At 52.5% G+C, this 19,666-nt stretch carries 20 protein-coding genes; 11 read left to right on the plus strand and 9 right to left on the minus strand.

From position 1 onward, the window contains the following. Nucleotides 1-836 precede the first annotated feature (836 nt). Nucleotides 837-1,568 carry a DUF2057 domain-containing protein gene (locus tag DB48_RS14340; protein WP_052813798.1) on the minus strand — a complete coding sequence of 244 codons (732 nt, stop codon included), beginning with the start codon at nucleotides 1,566-1,568 and terminating at the stop codon, nucleotides 837-839. A 164-nt stretch (nucleotides 1,569-1,732) separates the two neighbouring features. Here DB48_RS14340 and DB48_RS14345 point away from each other — a divergent pair, with 164 nt between their 5' ends. Continuing rightward, the gene (locus DB48_RS14345; RefSeq protein WP_041510921.1) at nucleotides 1,733-2,101 is read left to right on the plus strand and encodes a hypothetical protein; all 369 of its coding nucleotides are present in this window, start codon (nucleotides 1,733-1,735) and stop codon (nucleotides 2,099-2,101) included. A gap of 160 nt (nucleotides 2,102-2,261) precedes the next feature. Beyond that, the gene (corA, locus tag DB48_RS14350; protein ID WP_041510922.1) at nucleotides 2,262-3,209 is read left to right on the plus strand and encodes a magnesium/cobalt transporter CorA; all 948 of its coding nucleotides are present in this window, start codon (nucleotides 2,262-2,264) and stop codon (nucleotides 3,207-3,209) included. Nucleotides 3,210-3,273: 64 nt separating this feature from the next. On the opposite strand, the gene DB48_RS14355 is transcribed toward corA, so the two are convergent. Both DB48_RS14355 and DB48_RS14360 read right to left on the minus strand, forming a co-directional pair. Then, nucleotides 3,274-3,582 (minus strand): DUF3135 domain-containing protein, encoded by a 309-nt coding sequence (locus DB48_RS14355; protein WP_041510923.1) that lies wholly within the window; start codon nucleotides 3,580-3,582, stop codon nucleotides 3,274-3,276. Nucleotides 3,583-3,671: 89 nt separating this feature from the next. After that, nucleotides 3,672-4,937, minus strand: coding sequence for an HD-GYP domain-containing protein (locus DB48_RS14360; RefSeq protein WP_041510924.1), 1,266 nt, complete (start codon nucleotides 4,935-4,937; stop codon nucleotides 3,672-3,674). 120 nt (nucleotides 4,938-5,057) lie between these two features. Here DB48_RS14360 and DB48_RS14365 point away from each other — a divergent pair, with 120 nt between their 5' ends. Then, a complete protein-coding gene (locus DB48_RS14365) occupies nucleotides 5,058-5,753 on the plus strand; it encodes a 2OG-Fe(II) oxygenase (RefSeq protein ID WP_041510925.1) in 696 nt (231 codons plus the stop codon). Here the strand turns inward: DB48_RS14365 and DB48_RS14370 are convergent. Further along, nucleotides 5,750-7,099, minus strand: coding sequence for an ATP-binding protein (locus DB48_RS14370; protein WP_041510926.1), 1,350 nt, complete (start codon nucleotides 7,097-7,099; stop codon nucleotides 5,750-5,752). The two genes, DB48_RS14365 and DB48_RS14370, sit on opposite strands and share 4 nt — an antisense overlap. Beyond that, on the minus strand, nucleotides 7,090-7,764 hold the full coding sequence (locus tag DB48_RS14375; RefSeq protein WP_041510927.1) for a response regulator: 675 nt from the start codon (nucleotides 7,762-7,764) through the stop codon (nucleotides 7,090-7,092). Before DB48_RS14375 ends, DB48_RS14370 begins: the two co-directional genes overlap by 10 nt. A gap of 240 nt (nucleotides 7,765-8,004) precedes the next feature. Between DB48_RS14375 and DB48_RS14380 the strand changes: the two genes are divergently transcribed. Genes DB48_RS14380 through DB48_RS14390 form a run of 3 tightly spaced genes read left to right on the plus strand, consistent with a single transcriptional unit; the run spans nucleotide 8,005 to nucleotide 11,045 of the window. Beyond that, entirely contained in the window at nucleotides 8,005-8,859 is an 855-nt protein-coding gene (locus DB48_RS14380) for a putative selenate ABC transporter substrate-binding protein (RefSeq protein ID WP_041510928.1), read from the plus strand. Between the two features lie 4 nt (nucleotides 8,860-8,863). Then, nucleotides 8,864-9,538 (plus strand): ATP-binding cassette domain-containing protein, encoded by a 675-nt coding sequence (locus DB48_RS14385; RefSeq protein ID WP_041510929.1) that lies wholly within the window; start codon nucleotides 8,864-8,866, stop codon nucleotides 9,536-9,538. Further along, the gene (locus DB48_RS14390) at nucleotides 9,531-11,045 is read left to right on the plus strand and encodes a PhnE/PtxC family ABC transporter permease (RefSeq protein WP_041510930.1); all 1,515 of its coding nucleotides are present in this window, start codon (nucleotides 9,531-9,533) and stop codon (nucleotides 11,043-11,045) included. The genes DB48_RS14385 and DB48_RS14390 overlap by 8 nt, the downstream gene beginning before the upstream one ends. Here the strand turns inward: DB48_RS14390 and DB48_RS14395 are convergent. Next, on the minus strand, nucleotides 11,042-11,377 hold the full coding sequence (locus DB48_RS14395) for a hypothetical protein (protein WP_041510931.1): 336 nt from the start codon (nucleotides 11,375-11,377) through the stop codon (nucleotides 11,042-11,044). The two genes, DB48_RS14390 and DB48_RS14395, sit on opposite strands and share 4 nt — an antisense overlap. A 93-nt stretch (nucleotides 11,378-11,470) precedes the next feature. Further along, a complete protein-coding gene (locus DB48_RS19720; protein ID WP_052813799.1) occupies nucleotides 11,471-12,250 on the minus strand; it encodes a hypothetical protein in 780 nt (259 codons plus the stop codon). Nucleotides 12,251-12,702: 452 nt separating this feature from the next. Here DB48_RS19720 and DB48_RS14405 point away from each other — a divergent pair, with 452 nt between their 5' ends. Together DB48_RS14405 and DB48_RS14410 are read left to right on the plus strand one after the other, a co-directional pair. Continuing rightward, nucleotides 12,703-14,325: a sensor histidine kinase gene (locus DB48_RS14405; protein ID WP_041510932.1), complete on the plus strand. Its 1,623-nt coding sequence runs from the start codon at nucleotides 12,703-12,705 to the stop codon at nucleotides 14,323-14,325. Then, nucleotides 14,325-15,677 carry a sigma-54-dependent transcriptional regulator gene (locus tag DB48_RS14410; protein ID WP_200890558.1) on the plus strand — a complete coding sequence of 451 codons (1,353 nt, stop codon included), beginning with the start codon at nucleotides 14,325-14,327 and terminating at the stop codon, nucleotides 15,675-15,677. The genes DB48_RS14405 and DB48_RS14410 overlap by 1 nt, the downstream gene beginning before the upstream one ends. A 32-nt stretch (nucleotides 15,678-15,709) precedes the next feature. Here the strand turns inward: DB48_RS14410 and DB48_RS14415 are convergent, their stop codons facing one another. Together DB48_RS14415 and DB48_RS14420 are read right to left on the minus strand one after the other, a co-directional pair. Beyond that, on the minus strand, nucleotides 15,710-16,150 hold the full coding sequence (locus tag DB48_RS14415; RefSeq protein ID WP_235375413.1) for a protein disulfide oxidoreductase: 441 nt from the start codon (nucleotides 16,148-16,150) through the stop codon (nucleotides 15,710-15,712). A gap of 155 nt (nucleotides 16,151-16,305) precedes the next feature. Next, nucleotides 16,306-16,899: an acyl carrier protein phosphodiesterase gene (locus DB48_RS14420; protein WP_041510935.1), complete on the minus strand. Its 594-nt coding sequence runs from the start codon at nucleotides 16,897-16,899 to the stop codon at nucleotides 16,306-16,308. Between the two features lie 195 nt (nucleotides 16,900-17,094). On the opposite strand from DB48_RS14420, the gene DB48_RS20255 reads away from it, so the two are divergent. From DB48_RS20255 to tgt, 3 genes are all read left to right on the plus strand, one after another. Then, nucleotides 17,095-17,238, plus strand: a complete 144-nt coding sequence (locus tag DB48_RS20255; protein ID WP_162484110.1) for a hypothetical protein — start codon at nucleotides 17,095-17,097, stop codon at nucleotides 17,236-17,238. 71 nt (nucleotides 17,239-17,309) lie between these two features. Then, nucleotides 17,310-18,347 (plus strand): tRNA preQ1(34) S-adenosylmethionine ribosyltransferase-isomerase QueA, encoded by a 1,038-nt coding sequence (gene queA, locus DB48_RS14425; RefSeq protein WP_041510936.1) that lies wholly within the window; start codon nucleotides 17,310-17,312, stop codon nucleotides 18,345-18,347. A 168-nt stretch (nucleotides 18,348-18,515) separates the two neighbouring features. Beyond that, complete coding sequence (gene tgt, locus DB48_RS14430; protein WP_041510937.1) at nucleotides 18,516-19,640, plus strand: tRNA guanosine(34) transglycosylase Tgt; 1,125 nt, start codon at nucleotides 18,516-18,518, stop codon at nucleotides 19,638-19,640. Nucleotides 19,641-19,666: the final 26 nt, after the last annotated feature.

Consider the following 19,666-nt stretch of genomic DNA (forward strand, 5'->3'; position numbering starts at 1 on the left):
GTGGGGTCTCCCCATGTGAGAGTAGGTCATTTCCAGGCGCCTAATAAAGCAAAAAGCCCTAGCCTAAAACGCTAGGGCTTTTTGCTTTCTACGCTCGCTTAAATTGCTCCTGGCAATTTATAGCACTTCCTACATCCAAGTAGGTCGCGCGAAAGCATCTACTTTACCTGCAGTCCAAAGCTGCTTACGCAGTGTGGCAGTTTATTGTTCCATTCATGAACTGCATCTTCGCCATCCTTGGCGGTCAGGCCCCTCAGCTTGCAGCTTAGCCGCTTCGCGCTACAGCCATCCATCAAGCTTAGCTTGATAAGTGGATGTCTTACGCCCCCATGTGAGGAGAGTGTTGTAGCAGTATCTGATATTTTCCTCGAAGCTGGCTATGACAGGCGTTTATTCACTTATGTTGGCATGAATGCCTACTCCCGATGTCGGTCGATAAATGCTCCTTCAATATCGACACTTCCACCATTCATGGCGGTCGCCCACCGCCGAGCGGGCTCCCCAGCTTGCAGCCTAGCTGCTTCGCGCTACATCCATCAAGCTTAGCTTGATAAGCGGATGTCTTACGCCCCCATGTGAGGAGAGTGTTGTAGAAGTATCTGATTTTTCTGCGAAACTGGTCATGACAGGTGCTACTTTGGCTTTTAGAAGAGTGAAGACTAAACAGCAGTGAAAAGCCACCTGAATAAGGTGGCTTTCTTGTGTTTAGGTGTATTCGCTCAGACCTGATCTGATTGTTAACCGGTGGTTAGATCAGGTCAGGTTGGGGCAGGTTAGCTTTCAGTTAGTATCTCTGAAGTTTAACACGTTAAGTTCTATCTGCTATTGCTGTGAGGTTAGTGGCCATTTCTCTGTTCTTGTTCAATCAGACCTATACGTCTTTTAAAGGCTTCTCTGGTGGCGTCGTCTGCCTGCTCATACCAAAAATCTAACATCTGACCGACATTTATCTGATCGCGGCGCGGCGTGACCTGCTGTTGAGTACTTTGTGGTGCAGTTGCTTCTTGGGCTGCGAATAAGCTCGCCGATGCTGCTACAGGGCTTGTCGCATGGTTTGTCGCTGGGCTTGTTGAGGTTGTCTGTGTCACCTGGATAGCTTGGCTGACCTCGATGGCTGCAATGCCCCCGCTCGCATTGTAGGCTTTTATCTCCTCACTGTAATCGCGGCCAATCTGAATGCCCTCTTTACGCAGCTTATCTAGCTTGTAAGCGACCTTATTGCCTTGAGTATCTGTGATACTGACTTGGGGGGCGTCATTGAATTTTTCAGCTGATCTAGGAGAGTTGATTTTAGGTAGGCTGACGCGATAGTGATTATTCTCGCCCAAGAAGGTGACGATGAGGGTCTCTGAGGTGAAGCGTTTCTGTTGGCCAAACTCGCGATAAGTGGCGCGGGCGGCCAAGACCAATTGCTGTTGACCATTTTGTGAGATCAGCCGATGGCTTTTGATATCCTTACCGTTAAGCAGCAGTGGCTCGGCGCTATCGGGCAGGGTGATGGTGACTTCGGCGTGCGCTTGTACGAATAATAGCGGGATCAGGAATAGGCAATGGATTAAAGATTTCATGGTAAACCGAGAAAAGAGTAATTTACCTGTGTTATAGCACCTCGCAGCCCAGTTGGACAACTTTACAGATGGCCGTTAGGCTTTTTGAGCATCCTGGGGGATGGGTTACAGTAATTTGCGAACTAAGACCCTATAATGGTGGGAATTAATTCCAGGAGCGTAGCGTGTTAACTAAAATTTTAGTGACTCTGTTAGTGATTGCCGGCGCAATCGCCTATCTTCGTAAGCCAAAGGTGGCTAGTCAACCCACTGCCAGTCAGTTGGGCCAGCGAATCGTGTTTAAGTATCTTGCCTTTGGTATTGCCACCCTGGCGCTCCTGGGAAGTGGCGCCTATTGGTATTGGTCCTGGCAAGAGGGGAATCAGGTGGTTTATGTCACCATTATCTCGCCAGCCGCGGCTTCGAAGGAGGTCTATCAGGTGCGTAAACGCGAATTAGAGAGTGATGCCTTTACTACAGTAGATGGCCTAAAGGTGCGGTTGTCGACTCAAGAGCGAATTGTGATTGCCGATGCCCCGCCAAATATGAGGTAGGCTCTCTTTTTGACGGCTAAACTTTTATTTTGGTTATATTCCCTTCATTAGCAGTCAATTAGGCTGTTCAATGGCGTGTTATTCGGTAGAATAACGCCAAATTATACCCTGCGCTTGGATGTGGTGATTTTTCATCTAAGTGTCTTTTTCAGGAGGTCCTATGATCACGGCTTATGTCTTTCAAGCGAATAAGTTATCCATTGTCGAGTTGAATATTCGAGACAGTGTTCCCGAGGGGACCTTATGGCTAGATCTCTACAAACCTGAAGATGACGAACGTGAATGGTTGAGGGGCTATTCGGCAGAGGAACTGCCGGACGAGGAAGATATTAACGAAATTGAGGCCTCGGCACGTTTCTATCAAAACAAGGACGGCTTGCACATCAACTCCCTGTTCCCCCAACGTGTGGGACAGGACGTAAAAGGGGTGAACGTCTCCTTTAACCTGCGCCCCCAGTTTCTGGTGACCCTAAGGGAAGACGATGTGGGGCTGATCCGACTACTGCGTAACTATTTGCGTCTAGGCCGCTTAGAGGTGCAGACGCCGCAGGCGCTCTTCCTAGAGCTGTTCAACCTCAAGGTGGATTACCTTTCGGATCTCATCGAGGATGTGTATTCAGTGCTCGACAACGTGGGCGAGCAGGTGTTTCAGAGTGACGAGCTGGACGATGTCTTTAAGCTTATCACCTTGCAGGAAGACTCTAACGGTAAGATCCGCCTGAGTTTGCTCGATACCCAGCGCTCTCTTCGTTATATGCAGCGTTATTATCGTGGCAAGTTGACCGAGGAAGATCTTAAAGATCTACGGGAGATGTTGTCGGATATCGAGTCTTTGATGCCGCACAGTCAGTTTATTTTCGATAAGTTAAACTTCTTGCTCGATGCGGCCATGGGTTTCAGTGGCCTACAGCAAAACAAGATCATTAAGATCTTCTCGGTTGCGGCGGTGATCTTCCTGCCTCCTACTGTGATTGCCAGCGCCTACGGGATGAACTTTACCAATATGCCTGAGCTCGAATGGCAATGGGGTTATCCGATGGCGATCATGATGATGATTGGCAGTGCGGCCTCGACCTATTTCTTCTTTAAACGCAAAGGCTGGCTCTAAGTTTAGGCTGATTGTTATAGCTAAACTTGAACAAAGACTCATACCTCAAGCTTAAAGCGTTAGGCTATTTACCTGGATAACAGAGCACCTTGGCTCTGTTTTCCGTGTAAAGGTCGGGCTGATTGATCACCTGGTTTAATGCAATAAATTTATCGTTCATCAGCTGCAGCGCCATATAGCTGCGGGCGTAAGGCGTGGCGCAGCGCGACAGTTTAAATTCGAGGTGATGGCGAATGGTTTCCAGCTGGGCACGGTTGTTGGCATTGGCCTCGTTGATCAAGGCCTTGTTGAGGTTTTTCTGCAGTGTGGCCAATTGCTGCGGCGCGTGCTGCGCCAGCCATTTCAGGCTGTCGAAATCGGGTAGCTCTACCATACTCTTTCCCCTTAGCGCATAAACACCATAATGCAAGGCCAGTACTCTAATTTTAGTCTGGCCTGCGGAGAAAGACAGTCAGGCAGGTTTTATGCTTTCTTGTCGCCACCGAAGAAATAACTGACGCGCTCTCTGGGGCTCAGATATTTGAAGATCTTTTCAGGTAGGGCCGAGGGGGCTATACACCTGACGATAGTGAGTCCTTCGCTCTCCAGATCCACGATAGGCGCCTGTTCTTTAGGCACTAAGGCATCGTATACCAAGATCCGTGGGAAGAGGATCTTCTCAAGATTCACCGCCATCACCATGGCATATTGACCGCTGGAAAGCTCCACCACACTGCCTGGCGGATAGACGCCGAGCATCTTGATCAGTTTGCCGATAGCTGCCTGGTTTAGCCGCTCCTTGTAGTTCTTATACAGGTAGCCTAGCGCGGCATAGGGAGTTTTCGCCTTAACCTGTCCCTCTGGGTGACAGAGTTGGTCGTAGAGGTTCACCGCGGCAACCAGCTGAGTCGGCAGGCTGATCTGATCCGCCTTCAAGCCTCTGGGGTAACCGCTGCCATCGAGAAATTCGTGATGGTCCCTTACGATGGGCGCCGCATCTTCGGGGAAGTTATCGGCCAGCTTCAACAGCTCTATTCCCATCGCGGGGTGTTGCCTGATGAAGTTAAGTTCGGGCTGGGTGAGCGGCGTCTTCTTACGCAGCAGCTGGGGTGGGATCTTGAGCTTGCCGGTGTCATGAAACAGCGCGCCCATACCGACGGCCTCGATATCTTCCCTGGGCCAATCCAGCTCCTTGGCGATCATCATGGAGAGGACCGCCACGTTGAGGGAGTGATAGTAGATCCCCTCGCTGTCTTTGGCATCGCTCATCAGGTGCAGCACCAGATTGTCTGAGTTGAGCAGCTCTTCTGTGATGCTGTTGATCAGTTCCTTGGCGTCGGAAATGGCGTTAAGCGGGCGGTTTCTCAGCTTGGCCACTAGGTTACGCATCATGGCGACCGAGCGGTCAAACTCCTGCTCGGTTTTCTTAAGATCGCGCCTGAGTTTCTTTAGGTGTTCGATGCGCTCTTGCTTATTTTGATTCATCTGCTGACTGAGCTGTGTCAGGTCATTTTCATCTCTAAAGCTGGGGGCATCGTAGGCATCTTCCTTGCCTAGAGGCGGTGCGCTGCTCTTGTCCAGATCGACAAACACATACTCAATACCGAGTTTTTTGATCAGTTCAATCTGAGCTTCTTGCTTGAGTCTAAAGGAGTTAAATAAAAAGGGATGGTCTTTCCAGGAGACAGGTAATCTAACAAAGTTGCCGACTTGTAGTTGGTTTGTTTTTACCTTACAGCTTCTGCTCATGTGTCTTTACGTTTGCCTTGAGTTGCGCCATATTTTATCTGAACCAGCTGGCTTTACAATTACTTAAGCTATGTGTCAGCATAGTTACATCACAAATTTATCTAAATTAGCGAGTTGTACATGGATTTCATCGAAGTCTACCCCAATGCCATCCCAGATGAACTGTGCGATCGTCTCATGGAGACCGTCAACACACATCCTGGTGTTATTGATGGTATTACGGGTCATGGTGTTGACCTGGAAAAGAAAATTAGCCGTGACATTACCATGGATAACTTTCAGGAGTTACTGCCATTGAGAAACGAACTCCTTAATTATACGCTAAAACACAGCGCGCAATATTTTGAAAAATATGCCCTGGGGTTAATGGGGGCGGTAGCTGTCACCCTGGCGGATGAGCAGGGCAAGCCGCAGACGCTGACGCCGGAAAATTTCGATACTCTGGGACGCCACAGGGTACAGCCCCTGGTGCAGTACCTGTATCGTAGCGGCAGCATTAATATTCAATATTATCAGAAAGGTAAGGGGGGATACCCTCATTGGCATTCTGAGCAATTCCCCCAGATGGGACATAACGAGGCGCTGCATAGAGTGGTGCTGTACATGTTTTATCTTAACGATGTAGAAGAGGGCGGCGAAACCGAGTTCTTCTATCAGCAACGTAAGATAAAGCCGAAGAAGGGCACCATGGTGATCGCCCCTGCCGGCTTTACCCATAGCCATAGAGGCAACATGCCCATCAGTGGCGATAAGTATATCGCCACCTCTTGGGTGATGTTTAACCGCGCCGAGAAGCTATACGCTCCCTTGGGTTAAAGTGGGATCTTAATGGTAAACCTCGCCCCTTCGAGGGACGAGGTATCTATGCTGAGACTGCCGTTGTAGCTTGAGACGATTTCATGACAAACGGCAAGCCCTATGCCTTGGCCTGCCTTTTGGGTGTCGGCGCGAACGCCGCGCTCGATGATCCTCTGACGTATGGCCTCGGGAACCCCTGGGCCGTCATCTTCCACGATCAAAACAAACTCGCTGTTGTCGCTGTAGCGAGCCGTAACCGCCACCTTACTGATACATAGCTTGAAGGCGTTCTCCATCAGGTTGCCACATAGTTCCATCAGATCCCCTTTGTCCCCCGGGAACACCTGATCGGCCGGAATATCGGCGTTAAATTGGATCTGCTTGTCGCGGTAGACCTTAAATAGCATCTGTGATAATTGCTCAACCAACGGCGCAACCAAGGTTTGTTCCTGCTTCAGTCCCTTGCGGCCCAGCATGGCGCGCTTAAGCTGATATTTAACCAATTGATCCATCTGACTGACCTGCTCCATGATCTTCTCACTGGCGCTCGATTTACTTAGGGCTTGATCGTCTGTGATGGCGTGCACCGCTGCAAGTCGAGTCTTCAGGCTGTGGGCGAGATCATTCATGGCATTTTGGTATCGCTCTTGCTGCGCGCTCGATTGCAGCAGCAGTTGGTTGAGTGCCTGAGTAACACCTTCCAGCTCCACCGGATAATCCTCCGAGAGCGCCTTGGCCTTGCCACTGCTGACCTGTTGTAGTTCGTTACGCATACGAACCAATGGACGCATCCCCCAATAACCTGCGCTGATCAAGAGTACCAATGCTAAGGCCAAGATCATGCCTAGGCGCCAGTATGTGCGGCGGCTGAACTTGTCAAACTTCTTCTCTAGTTTTTCTGCATCCTTCATCACTAGCAGATTGTACTTTTGCTTGGCGAGTTCAACCGACAGTAGGTAGACAAAGTAGTTTTTACTGTCGGCTAGGTTGAGGTAGTAAGGAGGTGAGTCGAAACGTATCTCGTTGAAGCGCTCGCAGGTATCGAATAGGCCGCGATCCACGGCCAGGGAGGAGGTCCATACCTGTTTAAACTCCTCGTCACAGCTGGCGATAATATATTTTTCCGGAGTGTTGTTCTCGTCGAGCCATGCCGTAGTCTCCGGTATGAGGTTGTGCTCCTTTAGCTCTGCGGCCACCTTGGGGATCTCGGCGATTAGCTCGGCTGTCTCTTCGTTATAATTGTTTTGGGCGTATAACAAATTGACCAGCCAGGCCAGGCCGAATCCCACCAGGGCGATGATGGAGAGTGAGGTGAGAAACATCCGCGTGAGCAGACGTTGTTTGGGTTTAAACCTTATTTGCATGGCAGGTTAAACTTGTAGCCCTGACCACGAATGGTGGCGATGGGGTTTTCCAGGCCGCCCTTGGAGAGTTTCTTGCGTAGGCGGCTCACCATCACTTCTATGGTGTTGGGATCACCCTCTTTATCGCCATAGATCACGTCCAGTAGTCGCTGTTTGGCGACCACCTCATGACAGTGGCGCATCAGGTATTCAAGAATCTGATATTCGAAGGCCGTAACCTCCATCGGGCTCTGATCCAGTGTGACCTGCTTAGCGGCCAGATCCAGCTCCAGGGGACCACTGGTGATCTGCGGTTTAACGAAGCCTGCGCTGCGGCGCACCAAGGCGTCGAGTCTGGCGACCAATTCCTCTTTCTGGAAGGGTTTTACCAGGTAGTCGTCGGCGCCGGCGTTTAGCCCCTCGACCTTATCCTGCCAGTTGACCCGGGCGGTCAGGATGAGGATGGGCGCCTTGAGATCTGCCTTACGTAGCGATTGGATCAGGGCAATACCATCCTGATCCGGCAGACCTAGGTCGATGATGGCGATGTCTATGGGGTAGTTAGTCGCCTGATAAAAGCCCTCTTTGGCGGTTTGGGCAACCTGAACCTGGTTGCCCAATTCACTCAGCTGTACCTTGAGGTGGTGGGACAGGAGGGGATCATCTTCAACGACCAAAATTCTCATATGTTTTGCCTATCATTTATTTGTGTGCTCGCTTAGTGACCCGGTAGGGCAATTGTTAACCAAGCGGAGGACGTTTTATAAAACATTACTTTATAATAGGTTAGCTTAACAGGGACTGACTCATCTTCAAACAAGCTTTAGGCGTTAGCATTTTGTGAGCAATAGGGGCTTCTTGTACCTGTTAATTTGCCTGTCAAATGGTTAGAATCCGGTTAATTTTATACTCTATTAGGCCTGGATATGTCCTTAGCTAAAATTTTACCCCTGATCTTTACCTGTCTATTCGTGCCGGCGACCTTGGCCGAGACCTTTACCTTTACCGCGATTCCGGATGAAAACGAGAGTCAGCTAAAGACACGTTTTAACAAGGTGGCTAAGTATCTGGAGGCCGAGCTAGGCGTTGAGGTGAACTATGTGCCGGTGAAATCATACGCCGCAGCCGTAACGGCATTTCGTAACAATCAGGTGCAGCTGGCCTGGTTTGGCGGCCTATCTGGGGTGCAGGCAAGACGCCTGGTACCAGGCTCACAGGCCATCGCTCAGGGCTATGAAGATCAATATTTTAAGAGCTTCTTCATCGCCAATGCCTCGACGCCGCTCGAGCAATCAAGCAACTTTCCTAACCTGAATGGCTACACCTTTACCTTCGGTTCGAAAGGCTCTACCTCTGGCCGCCTGATGCCGCAGTTTTATATTGAGCGCAACATGGGCAAACAGGTGAAGGATATCTTTACCCGTATCGGTTTCTCCGGCGATCATAGCCGCACCATAGCCCAGGTAGAGGCCGGTGCCTATCAGGTGGGCGCGGTTAATTATAAGGTGTGGGAAACGGCTGTGGCCAACGGCACTGTCGATACCAGCAAGGTAAAGGTTATCTGGGAAACACCTGCCTATCCAGACTATCAGTGGACGGTACGTGCCGATGCCGATCAGCGCTTCGGTGAAGGCTTTACCGAGAAGTTGACCAAGGCCCTGCTAGAGATGAAAGATCCAGATCTACTGGCCAGCTTCCCGCGTCAGTCGTTTGTTGAGGCCGATAACGCAGACTACGAGCCAATCGAGTCTGTGGCGACGGCGATCGGCCTGTTAGATTAATTCTGTGCTTCACATAGCATCACTCTCCCTGAGTTATCACGAGACTCGGGTCATCGACGATCTCGACTTGTCGATTAAACGGGGAGAGTCTTTAGCCATAGTCGGCCCCTCGGGAGCGGGTAAGTCGACGCTGCTCGGCTATATCTATCAGCAGCTTAAACAAGATGCCGCCCTGTGCAGTCAGTCCCAAGGTTTGGTCGATGCCCTGAGCGTGTTTCATAACGTCTATATGGGCGCTTTGGCCAGGCACTCCTTTGCCTATAACCTATTAAATCTCGCCTGGCCGATGACGGCGAGACGTGAAGAGGTGGCCAAGCTGTGCGCGGAGCTGTACCTCGAGGCGCCGCTGCAAAAACCTGTCTCTTCACTATCCGGTGGCCAGCGCCAACGGGTTGCCCTGGCACGGGCACTCTATCAGGAAAACCCGACCTTCATCGGCGATGAGTCATTCTCCGCCCTGGATCCTGTGATGGCTCAGCGCCTGCTTAGCCTGGTCATGGCGCGCCATGAGACGGTTATCATGGTGCTGCACGATAGTGAGCTGGCACTGAATCATTTCGATCGCATCATAGGGCTTAGCGAGGGTAAGTTAGTACTCGATAAGCCAGCGAGTGAGCTCGATGGTGAGCAACTGTCCCGCTTCTTCGATACCCAGATGGCGACCACTCAAGATGTTTAAGTTTGTCGGTCCCTGGCAGCGGCTGACATTAGGCCTCTGGCTGCTGGTTGGTGTCAGTCTGTTGTTTGTCGATATCGAGATAATCAGCCTGGATCCCTGGGGCGAGTTGCTGCGCATGGGGCAGGGGCTGCTGACGCCAGATTTCTTCGCGACCGAATCACTGGTCAATGCCATTTGGCAGACGGTGAGTTTCGCCTTACTCGGTGTAACCTTGGGTTTGCTGCTTGGATCGCCTTTGGCGCTGGTTTATCGCTCGCCTTGGGTGGCGGGCGTCTGCGCCATGGTGCGGGGGATCCATGAGATCTTCTGGGCACTGCTCTTCCTGCAAGTCTTTGGCCTGTCGCCGTTAACCGGCGTGCTGGCGATCGCCTTACCCTACGGTGCGACCTTTGCCCGGGTATTCCACGACATATTGCAACAGGCGCCGGGAACCACCAGGGAAACGTTGCCCTTTGGCTGTGACAGGCTAAGCGCTTATTGCTACGGTAAGCTCGGGCACGTGCTGCCTTTGATGCTGGCCTACGTACGTTACCGTTTCGAGTGTGCCCTGCGCAGCAGCGCCGTATTGGGCTTTATCGGTATGCCAACGCTCGGCTTCTACCTGGAGACCGCATTTCGCCAGGGCAAGTATCATGAGGGAGCGGCGCTGCTCATCCTCTTCGTGGTCTTGATTGGCACCATTCCGCTCTGGTCGCGTCGCCGTCTGCTGCCACTCTATCTGTTGGCGGCGCTGTTGACCTTGCCTAAGATGACAGGCGTCGATCTGCAGCTGGTCTGGCAGTTCCTAACCTTCGATATTCTCCCCCCAGGGATCCGCGAGCTGCTCCATGGTCAGCAGGATCTGACACAAGGGCTCACGCGATTTGCCAGCTGGTGGCAGCGCCTGACCTTTGATCAGGCCTTACCCGGTGTGGGGGCGACCTTAGTACTGGCGGTGAGCGCATTGGGACTGACCCATCTGCTTGCACTGCTTGGGCATCGTTTTGCCAGCATGCATAGCCGCGGTAAGTATTCTATGCCCCTAGGACAGCTCTTGCTGCTGATCATGCGCTCCATGCCGGAGTATATTCTGGCGTTTATTTTCATGATGCTGTGCGGCCCCTCGATGTTGCCTGCAATGCTAGCCTTGGGGCTGCACAACGGCGCCCTGATCGCCTACTTGCTGACGCGCCAGGATAGGCTGATCACACCAAGCGCCCTGTATCAGCGCCGTAGCGATCACTATGGTTATGAGGTGTTGCCACGAATCTATCCTAACCTGATGTCGCTGCTCTTTTATCGTTTCGAGGTGATCTTGCGGGAAACCGCTATCTTTGGGGTGTTAGGGGTGATGACCCTAGGCTTCTATATCGACAGCGCCTTTAGTGAGATACGCTACAACAACGCCTTCTACCTGCTTTTGGTGACGGCACTGCTTAACGTCTTGGTCGATGCGCTGGCGCGGCGAATGCTGGCCAAGCGCCTGTCTCAGGGGATGGCGGTCGGCCAGGTATCTTGTGTGGTCTAACGCTTAGCCTGTCGCAGGCGTTGTACGCCCTGACAGCAGTAAGAGGCCAAGAGGGTAAACAGGGTCACCGCCGACATAATGAAGGCGAGCCTTACCCAAGGGGCATCCATCGAGATGCGCATCTGCACATAATCAATGCCGCTCAGACCCCAGACGAAGATGGCGCTTAAGATAAGCACCAGCTGTAGGCTGCGGGTGATGGCCACATGGCGAATAAACAGGAGTAGTGGCGCCGCGATGAAAGCTGCGCTGATCAGCGTTTGGCCGAAGCGCATAAAATGGGCGCCCAGTAGGGCAAAAGCGAGAAAGATGATGAGAATGCGCCACCACATGATAGTTGCCTCGAATTGTAGAGTGAATAAACAGCTTGTTGGCAGATTACCTTGGGGCGGCGGCGTATTCTATCGCGTTGTTCACATTTTCATTTATTTGCGATCATCATTGTTTAGGGCCTGTTGAAGTTTGCGCTTTTGGGCGTCACTTAGCTTGCCGCTTTCGATCAGATGGAGTAGCTCTTCGACGTCAGCCTCGTCACCGTCACTTCTGATCACGATGAACTCGCGCTCGCCGTCTCCATGATATTTCATTTCGATCTCCGCTATCTCGGTGGCGATTTCGGCGATATCGTCCGATAGCAGCTCGATGTCGTGATTAAATTCGCCATCATGGGCGTCGATGATCACCTCAAAGTCACGGGCTTTCGCCTCAAGTTCTGCGGCTTTGCGTTCCATTTCGGCTCTTTTCGCCGCCATTTCTGCACTTTTGGCCGCTACTTTAACTTCTATCTTGGCGATATGTTTGGCCAGTTCAGCTTCTTTCTTGGCCATCTTCTTGGAGAGTGAGGCTATCTTGGTCTGATCGGCCTCAGACAGTTTATCGTGTCGCAGGTAATGGTAGTGGTGTTCGTCACTGTTGATCTGCTTGAGCAGGCGTACCATCTTATCTTGGGTCTCACGAGGGAGCTTGGCGAGCTTCTGACGGATGAGCTGCTCGTCTTTCATCTCCTCTTGGCTAAAGCTGTAGTTGTGCTGTTTTCCCTCTAGCTCCAGGGTCAGCTTAGTGGCGTCATCGCCATCCTGAATTAACTTGGCGTTGATTTGGCTATCATTAAAATCGATTTGACGCAGGTCGGTGGGCACAGCCGCCAAGGTAAATGACAGTAGCGCAGAGCAGGCGATGAGCGAAGTTAGTTTATTGAGTTTCATGGTTGTTCCTTCGATAGTGATGAATGATTTTCCTATGCACTGCTAAGGCCGTGCCAAATTTGTGAAATCTAGGCTAGATAAGGGGTTGCGCAACTTCAGCCTTGAAGACAGAGATATTGCTCCCTAGCGGCTTACCCTCAAATGGGTCATGGAATTCCTGATATGGGGAAATCTATCGAGCGATACTGTTACTTAGGTGCTAACTATACAGCCACTTGGGTGCTAAGAAAGGTGCGAACAAGTCCCATGTGTGCTCTGCATCGGCTTTACAGACCTGTAAGCAACGCCCAACTAAAGCAAGTGCCACGAGGACTTATCCGCAAGTCCCCTTGTGTAGTGATCCACAAGGGGTTTCATCTTGGTACTGTTTTTGTATAACCTGAAGGGCAGGCACGCGACGATTTATCTTCAGCGGTGCCAATGCGGCGTTTTCACCGAAACTTGAGGGCTCTATGTCGATTAAAGGTTATCTGTTTGTGCTATTTGGCGCGCTCATTCTGATATTGGGTGGCAGCCAGCTGTTGATCTCCCATTTCTATAAGGCGCAGCTACAGAGTGAGTTGAGTGAGCGCTCGAGGGATCTGTCGCAAAACCTGGTCAAGGTGCTGATCGATAACGTGGGCAGCGAACAAGAGTTCGTGGTGCAGTTCGATGAGGCGGCGATGCAGGCGTCAGTCGAGGATGCAGAGGCACTTAGGCAGGAGTTTGAGCAGGATATCGAATCGGTTTCCGAGGCGATCGCGCAGCTCAGTGAAGAGGTGGTGCAAATGGAGATGGAGACGGACGAGGCCTCGGCCGAGCAGAAAGCCTTCTTCCGTGCCAAACTCGCCGCCAAGCAGCAGGAGCTGAGGGACCACCTCAATGCCATGATGGCCTACGAGAGAGAGCTCAAACAGCGCCAGAAAGCGAGTATTGCCGAGGCGAAGAGAGAGGCCGCCGATGAGTATCGCCGACGTTTACACGATGCGGTGAGTCAGATAGAGATAGACGCCAATAGCTGGCTGGATAAGGGCAACGTGGCCATCATAGACGCGCCTATCTCGCCTACTACTCCGGAGAAGGGCAGAGTCGCCGTGGAGTTTGCCCACGATATCAACCTCCCCAATCAGGAGACCAACGAGCAGCTGGAACGCTTCAGCGAGTCCATGATAGGGGCGATTCTGATGAGCTCCTTGGTCGGATTGTTGTTGGTTTATATGCTCAGTCATGTGATCAGTGCGCCGCTGTCGGCCCTCGCGCAGGGGCACAAGAAGTTGGGCCAGGGGGAGCTTGGTTATCAGGTGGATGAGCGCGGCGTCAAAGAGCTGAAGAGCATACTCAATGGCTTTAATAAGATGAGTCACCAGCTTGCCTCATTAAGCGAGCAGAAGAAACAGATGGCCCAGCAAAAACAGCTGGCCGAACTGGGTGAGGTGACCCGGGGAATAGCCCACAGCCTGCGTAATCCCCTGCATACCCTGGGGCTCCTATCCGAGGCCGTTGCCCAGTCGGCATCTATGGATGATGCCAACAAGTTGCTTAATCAGATGCAGCAGAAGATCGCCATGATGGATAAGAGCATTCAATCCCTGCTGACACTGTCGAGCACTCAGGTGAATCGCCAGTCATGGGTGCCGCTGGCGGCGACGGTGCAGGATATCTTGCTGGAACTGTCGATCAACGGCAGCAAGCCCAGCATCGCCTTTCACTGTGACAATGTTGCTCTCAAGGTGCAGGGAGCCGAGTCTGAGATCCGTAGCATCTTGCATGCCGTGGTAATAAACGCGGTGGAGGCGACCCCGGACACGGGCCGTATCGATCTGACCCTGACAGAAGATGATGAGAGTTATATCTTAAAGGTGGCCGATACAGGTAAGGGAATTAGCCCCGAGGTGCGTGATAAGCTGGCGCAGCCCCATGTGACCACCAAGGCCGAGGGGACCGGGATGGGGATCTATATCGCCGAGCGGCTGCTTCAAGGCCATTACGGTGGACGCATCACCTTTGCGGATAATCCAGGGGGTGGCACCCTGGTGACCCTCTATTTCGCCAAACCTATTTCAGATGAATCTAAGCCCCAGACAGAGGAAGTATGATGGAGCAGCCTAAGTTGCATATTTTGGTGGTTGAGGATGAGCCGGATCAAAGAGCCCTGATCGTGCAGATGTTAGCGGCCAACCAGTATCAGGTGGAGAGCGCCGACAGCGTCGAGCAGGCGATTGTGATGATCAAGGCATCCGCGCCGGATCTGGTGTTCTCCGACTGGAAGCTGGGACAGTTGACCGGCATGGACCTGCTCAACTATGTGCGCCGTGAACACCCCGACATGGGCTTTATCATCGCTACCGCCTACGGCACCATCACCCATGCGGTAGACGCCATGCAGGCAGGCGCCGACGATTATCTGGCTAAGCCCTATCAACGTCAGAGCCTCTTGCTTGCCATAGAGAAAGTAGCCAAGTCTATCGCCCTGAAGCGGCAGAATCGCCGCCTCTCCTCCGAGCTATCGCAGCAGCAGGAGCTGGTGGGGCTGGTGGGACGCTCCGCCCAGATGCAGAAGGTGTATCAGAGGGTGCAGCGGGTGAGTGCCACCGACGCGACCGTGCTTATTGGCGGCGAGAGTGGCACGGGCAAGGAGCTGGCGGCGCGGGCGCTGTATCAGCTGTCGGGGCGCAGCCATAAGCCCTTCATTGCCATCAACTGCGGCGCCATTCCCGAATCTTTGGCCGAGGCTGAGTTATTCGGCGCCGAGAAGGGAGCCTATACGGGCGCCAATACCCAGAAGATAGGCAAGTTAGAGGCGGCCGATGGCGGCACTGTCTTTCTCGATGAGATAGGCGAACTGCCTCTGCTGCAGCAGACCAAGCTGCTACGTTTTCTACAGGAGGGGGTGATCTCTCGCCTCGGGCAGAACAGTGAGATAAAGCTCGATGTCAGGGTGATCGCCGCCACCCATAGAGATCTGCAGCAAGAGGTGGCCGAGGGACGCTTTCGCGAGGATCTCTATTATCGCCTCAACGTCGTCCCCATTCATATGCCGGCCCTGCGGGAGCGCCAAGAGGATATCGGCCGTCTGGTGGAACATTTTCTTAAGCTGCATGCCAATCAATACGGCGTGGAGGTGCCCAAGCTGAGCCGGGATACCCTCAAGGCGCTGCTCGACTACAGCTGGCCGGGCAATGTGCGCGAGTTGGCTAACCGTATCGAGCGTTTCGTCTTGCTCACAGATGAAGAGGAGATGGTGCATGAGCTTAACGCGGCGCCGCGGCCGCTTGATACGGCCCGCTTTGTCTTGCCCGACGAGGGTATCGAGTGGGAGAGCTTTGAGAAGGATTGTCTGCGCCAGGCCTTGAGCCGTTTCGAGGGCAATCGTACCAAGGCGGCGAAATGTTTGGGCCTGAGCTACAAGGCGTTTCTCTATCGCCTGGAGAAATACCAGCTGGTTTAGCTTATCTATGCCCCGTCGGCCTTGGCGGCAGGTCACCAGCTGGCGAGCAACAGCCTGAGTTTCATGCCCCAACTGCTGGTGGCGCCAGAGGTCTTAAAGCGGATCTGCCCCTGTTTGTCGATGATATAGATGGCGGGAAATACGCTGGCCCCCCAGTCCTGGTGTAGGGCATCTCTATGACTTATGACGGCAAACTGATAGCCATGCTCTGCCATGAATTGGTTGATCTCATGATCTGAGCCTGAGGCGACGGCGATGCTGATCACCCTGTGTTCATTGGCCACACTATCGACCATGGGGGAGGTGACGCGGCATATCGGGCACCAGGTGCCCCAGAAATAGACCAGGGTGATCTCACCTTGCTCGAGTGTGAGCGGATGGCCTTGGGTGGTGATGCCGCTCAAGGGGGGCGCCTCGCCGGAGATCATGTCACGCTGCTGGTAGCTGAGCAGCGCAAAGGCAAATAGCGCCACAAGGGCTGCGTCTCTGAGATAGCGGTACCTTTTGCGCCTAGGATTCAGGTAAGGCGCCAGGCGGCTAAACCGTCGGCATACCACTCTTTTGAATAGCGAAGGCACAGTTACTGACCTTTAGTTTGGCATTGAGCCTGTGAACTGGACATGGCCGATTAGAGATATTCGGGCGGTGTCTGGCGAGTCCAGATGCGGCTATAGGCCATCAGCTGTGGATAGAAGGTGCGAAAGGCTATTTCTATCTCGGTATCCATCCGCTTCACCGTGTCGATGGCGCCATCAAAAATTTCCGGCTTAGAGACGCGGCGGCTTACTGCCTGGATGGTCTGATTCAGTCCTTCACGGCTCTCATAGGCGATAAGCCAGTTTTCCTGCTGCATGCGCATGATGATATCGCTCAGTTTACCCGGAAGTTCCTCGGCACTGCTGAGCGCCTGATAGGCCTGCTGGGCAAAGTCGGTCAGCGGCAGGTGATGATACTCTTCCCAATATTTTGCCAACATATGGTCAAAAGAGAGATCGATCAGTATCGGCGCGGCGCGTTGCAGCGTCTTGGGAAATGCGGCCTTGAGTTCCTTGGTGAGTTCGTGGCTATCGGTAAGTATGTCTATCTGCCTGTGCAGCCAGATCCCCTGTTGCAGGGCCTTGGGATGATCGGCGATATTGCCCTTGGCAAAATCACCGGCGAGATTAGCGGCGAGATTGGTTTTACTGTTATCTGCCAGGTGCAGATGAGCCAAAAAGTTCATTAGATAAAGTTTAATTGCTTTGTTAATTCACGCTTTTCACGTTATCATGCCCAAAGGTGTGATGAAACCTTTATCTGACGCGGCCTTATTTTTCGCGAACCGTATGCCTGGATACTGGGATCAACAGGATGTGCACCTAGCACCCTTCATATTAATTATCGGTTTAAAGGATCATGGATGATGTGGAACTGGTTAATGAAACGTCTAGGCAAAAAATCTTCCTCGCAACGGCGTCGGGTCGAGGTCGATATTCCCTTCGAACAGCACAGTTACCGTAAAGCCAGCTTCGATCTGCAAGCCAATATTGCCGTGGCTGACAAGGAGAAGAAGGCCAGCTAAGCCCTGTGTCTTGATCTTATCATCATCAGCCAATAGACTAGCGGCCGATTTATGCTAAGCAGAGACAGACTATGCGCGTTGCCGATTTTTCTTTCGATCTTCCCGATGAGTTGATCGCCCGTTACCCCATGCCTAATCGCACGGCGTCCCGACTATTGACACTCGATGGTAATAGCGGCGCGGTAGCAGACAGGCAATTTACCGATATCCTAGAGATGGTTAACCCCGGCGATCTCATGGTGTTCAACAACACCCGAGTGATCCCGGCGCGCGTCTTTGGTCAGAAACAAACCGGCGGTAAGCTGGAGATCTTGGTCGAGCGTATGCTGGATGACAAGCGTATTCTGGCCCATGTGCGTAGCTCCAAGTCACCTAAGCCCGGCACTATCATCTGCTTAGATGGCGGCTATGAGATGACCATGCTCGCCCGTCATGACACTTTGTTTGAGCTAGCGCTTAACAGCGAGTCCAGCATACTTGAGGTGCTCGAAGAGGTCGGACACATGCCGTTGCCGCCCTATATCGACCGTCCCGACGAGGATGCCGATAAGGAGCGCTACCAGACGGTCTATAACCAGAACCCGGGCGCGGTGGCTGCACCGACGGCGGGCCTGCACTTTGACGATGCCCTGCTAGCCGCGTTGAAAGAGAAGGGGGTGAATGTCGCCTTCGTGACCCTGCATGTGGGTGCGGGTACCTTCCAGCCGGTCAGAGTCGATAACATCTTAGATCACAAGATGCACTCAGAGTGGGCCGAGGTGCCTCAGGATGTGGTGGACCAGATCAAAGCCACTAAGACGGCGGGTAATCGTGTCATCGCCGTGGGCACAACCTCGGTACGCTCGCTTGAAAGCGCGGCCAAGGCCAGCGAAGGGGAGCTTAAGGCCTACAGCAGCGACACAGACATCTTTATCTACCCAGGCTATGAGTTTCAGATTGTCGACGCCATGGTGACTAACTTCCACCTGCCGGAATCGACCCTCATCATGTTGATCAGTGCCTTTGCCGGCTTCGATGAGGTGAAAAACGCCTATCAGCACGCGATTGCACAAAAATACCGCTTTTTCAGCTATGGCGATGCCATGTTTGTGACTAAAAAAGCGATCTAAGCGATGATTTTGCTTTAAAATACCCACCCACACTTGAGGTGGGTATTTTTTTAGAGATTTTTGCTGATGAGGGTTGATACTCAGTTGTTTGCCCTTATCTCTATTGTTCAGCTGTGTCTGTTTTAGTGACACGAAGAGAGTCAGACTGTTTCTCTGGCGAGGTTAAAAATGAAATTTGAATTAGATACAACCGATGGCCGCGCACGTCGTGGTCGCCTAGTGTTCGAACGCGGTACGGTAGAGACCCCGGCATTTATGCCTGTAGGCACCTACGGTACGGTAAAAGGGATGACGCCAGAAGAAGTGCGTGCCACGGGCGCCGACATTCTGCTGGGGAACACGTTTCACCTTTGGCTGCGTCCTGGCGAAGAGATCATGCGCAAGCATGGCGATCTGCATGACTTCATGAATTGGCAGCGTCCGATTCTGACCGATTCGGGTGGATTCCAGGTATTTAGTCTCGGCGATATTCGTAAGATCACCGAAGAGGGCGTGCACTTCCGTTCGCCAATTAACGGCGAAAAGATCTTCATGGACGCGGAAAAGTCGATGCAGATCCAATACTCGCTCGGTTCTGACGTGGTGATGATCTTCGACGAATGTACGCCATACCCGGCGACACACGACGAGGCACGCAAGTCGATGCAGATGTCACTGCGTTGGGCACAGCGTTCGCGTGATGAGTTCGACCGTCTGGAAAATCCTAATTCGCTGTTCGGGATTATTCAGGGCAGCGTGTATGAAGACCTGCGCGATGAGAGCCTTAAAGGCTTGTTAGAGATAGGATTCGACGGTTATGCCGTCGGCGGCCTGGCGGTTGGTGAGCCTAAGGAAGATATGCACCGCATTTTGGAGCATGTCTGTCCGCAGATCCCGGCCGATAAGCCGCGCTACTTGATGGGGGTAGGTAAACCGGAGGATCTCGTTGAGGGTGTACGTAGAGGGGTCGATATGTTCGATTGCGTCATGCCGACTCGTAATGCGCGCAACGGTCACCTGTTTACCAGTGAAGGCGTTATCAAGATCCGCAATGCGCGTCATCGTGATGATACTTCACCACTCGATGCTAAGTGTGACTGCTACACCTGTAAGAACTACTCACGGGCGTATCTGTACCACTTAGATCGTTGTAATGAAATTTTAGGAGCACGTTTAAACACCATTCACAACTTGCGTTATTACCAAATGTTGATGGAAGGTTTGCGTGGCGCTATCGAGACAGGTACATTAGACGCCTTTGTTGAGGAGTTCTATACCAGTCAAGGTCGCGAAGTTCCTAAGTTATCCGATTAATTTTACTGCTAATAAGAAGAGAGAAA

The sequence above is a fragment of the Shewanella sp. cp20 genome (genome assembly GCF_000832025.1).
Lineage (GTDB): Bacteria > Pseudomonadota > Gammaproteobacteria > Enterobacterales > Shewanellaceae > Shewanella.

Coding starts and splice junctions, on each gene's coding strand:
- DB48_RS14370 (WP_041510926.1), bottom strand. CDS start 7,099: ATGCAAATAAGGTTTAAACCCAAACAACGTCTGCTCACGCGGATGTTT.
- DB48_RS14420 (WP_041510935.1), bottom strand. CDS start 16,899: ATGAACTTTTTGGCTCATCTGCACCTGGCAGATAACAGTAAAACCAAT.
- DB48_RS14365 (WP_041510925.1), top strand. CDS start 5,058: ATGGATTTCATCGAAGTCTACCCCAATGCCATCCCAGATGAACTGTGC.
- DB48_RS14410 (WP_200890558.1), top strand. CDS start 14,325: ATGGAGCAGCCTAAGTTGCATATTTTGGTGGTTGAGGATGAGCCGGAT.
- DB48_RS14360 (WP_041510924.1), bottom strand. CDS start 4,937: ATGAGCAGAAGCTGTAAGGTAAAAACAAACCAACTACAAGTCGGCAAC.
- DB48_RS19720 (WP_052813799.1), bottom strand. CDS start 12,250: ATGAAACTCAATAAACTAACTTCGCTCATCGCCTGCTCTGCGCTACTG.
- DB48_RS14340 (WP_052813798.1), bottom strand. CDS start 1,568: ATGAAATCTTTAATCCATTGCCTATTCCTGATCCCGCTATTATTCGTA.
- DB48_RS14375 (WP_041510927.1), bottom strand. CDS start 7,764: ATGAGAATTTTGGTCGTTGAAGATGATCCCCTCCTGTCCCACCACCTC.
- DB48_RS14390 (WP_041510930.1), top strand. CDS start 9,531: ATGTTTAAGTTTGTCGGTCCCTGGCAGCGGCTGACATTAGGCCTCTGG.
- queA (WP_041510936.1), top strand. CDS start 17,310: ATGCGCGTTGCCGATTTTTCTTTCGATCTTCCCGATGAGTTGATCGCC.
- DB48_RS20255 (WP_162484110.1), top strand. CDS start 17,095: ATGAAACGTCTAGGCAAAAAATCTTCCTCGCAACGGCGTCGGGTCGAG.
- tgt (WP_041510937.1), top strand. CDS start 18,516: ATGAAATTTGAATTAGATACAACCGATGGCCGCGCACGTCGTGGTCGC.
- DB48_RS14395 (WP_041510931.1), bottom strand. CDS start 11,377: ATGTGGTGGCGCATTCTCATCATCTTTCTCGCTTTTGCCCTACTGGGC.
- corA (WP_041510922.1), top strand. CDS start 2,262: ATGATCACGGCTTATGTCTTTCAAGCGAATAAGTTATCCATTGTCGAG.
- DB48_RS14355 (WP_041510923.1), bottom strand. CDS start 3,582: ATGGTAGAGCTACCCGATTTCGACAGCCTGAAATGGCTGGCGCAGCAC.
- DB48_RS14380 (WP_041510928.1), top strand. CDS start 8,005: ATGTCCTTAGCTAAAATTTTACCCCTGATCTTTACCTGTCTATTCGTG.
- DB48_RS14405 (WP_041510932.1), top strand. CDS start 12,703: ATGTCGATTAAAGGTTATCTGTTTGTGCTATTTGGCGCGCTCATTCTG.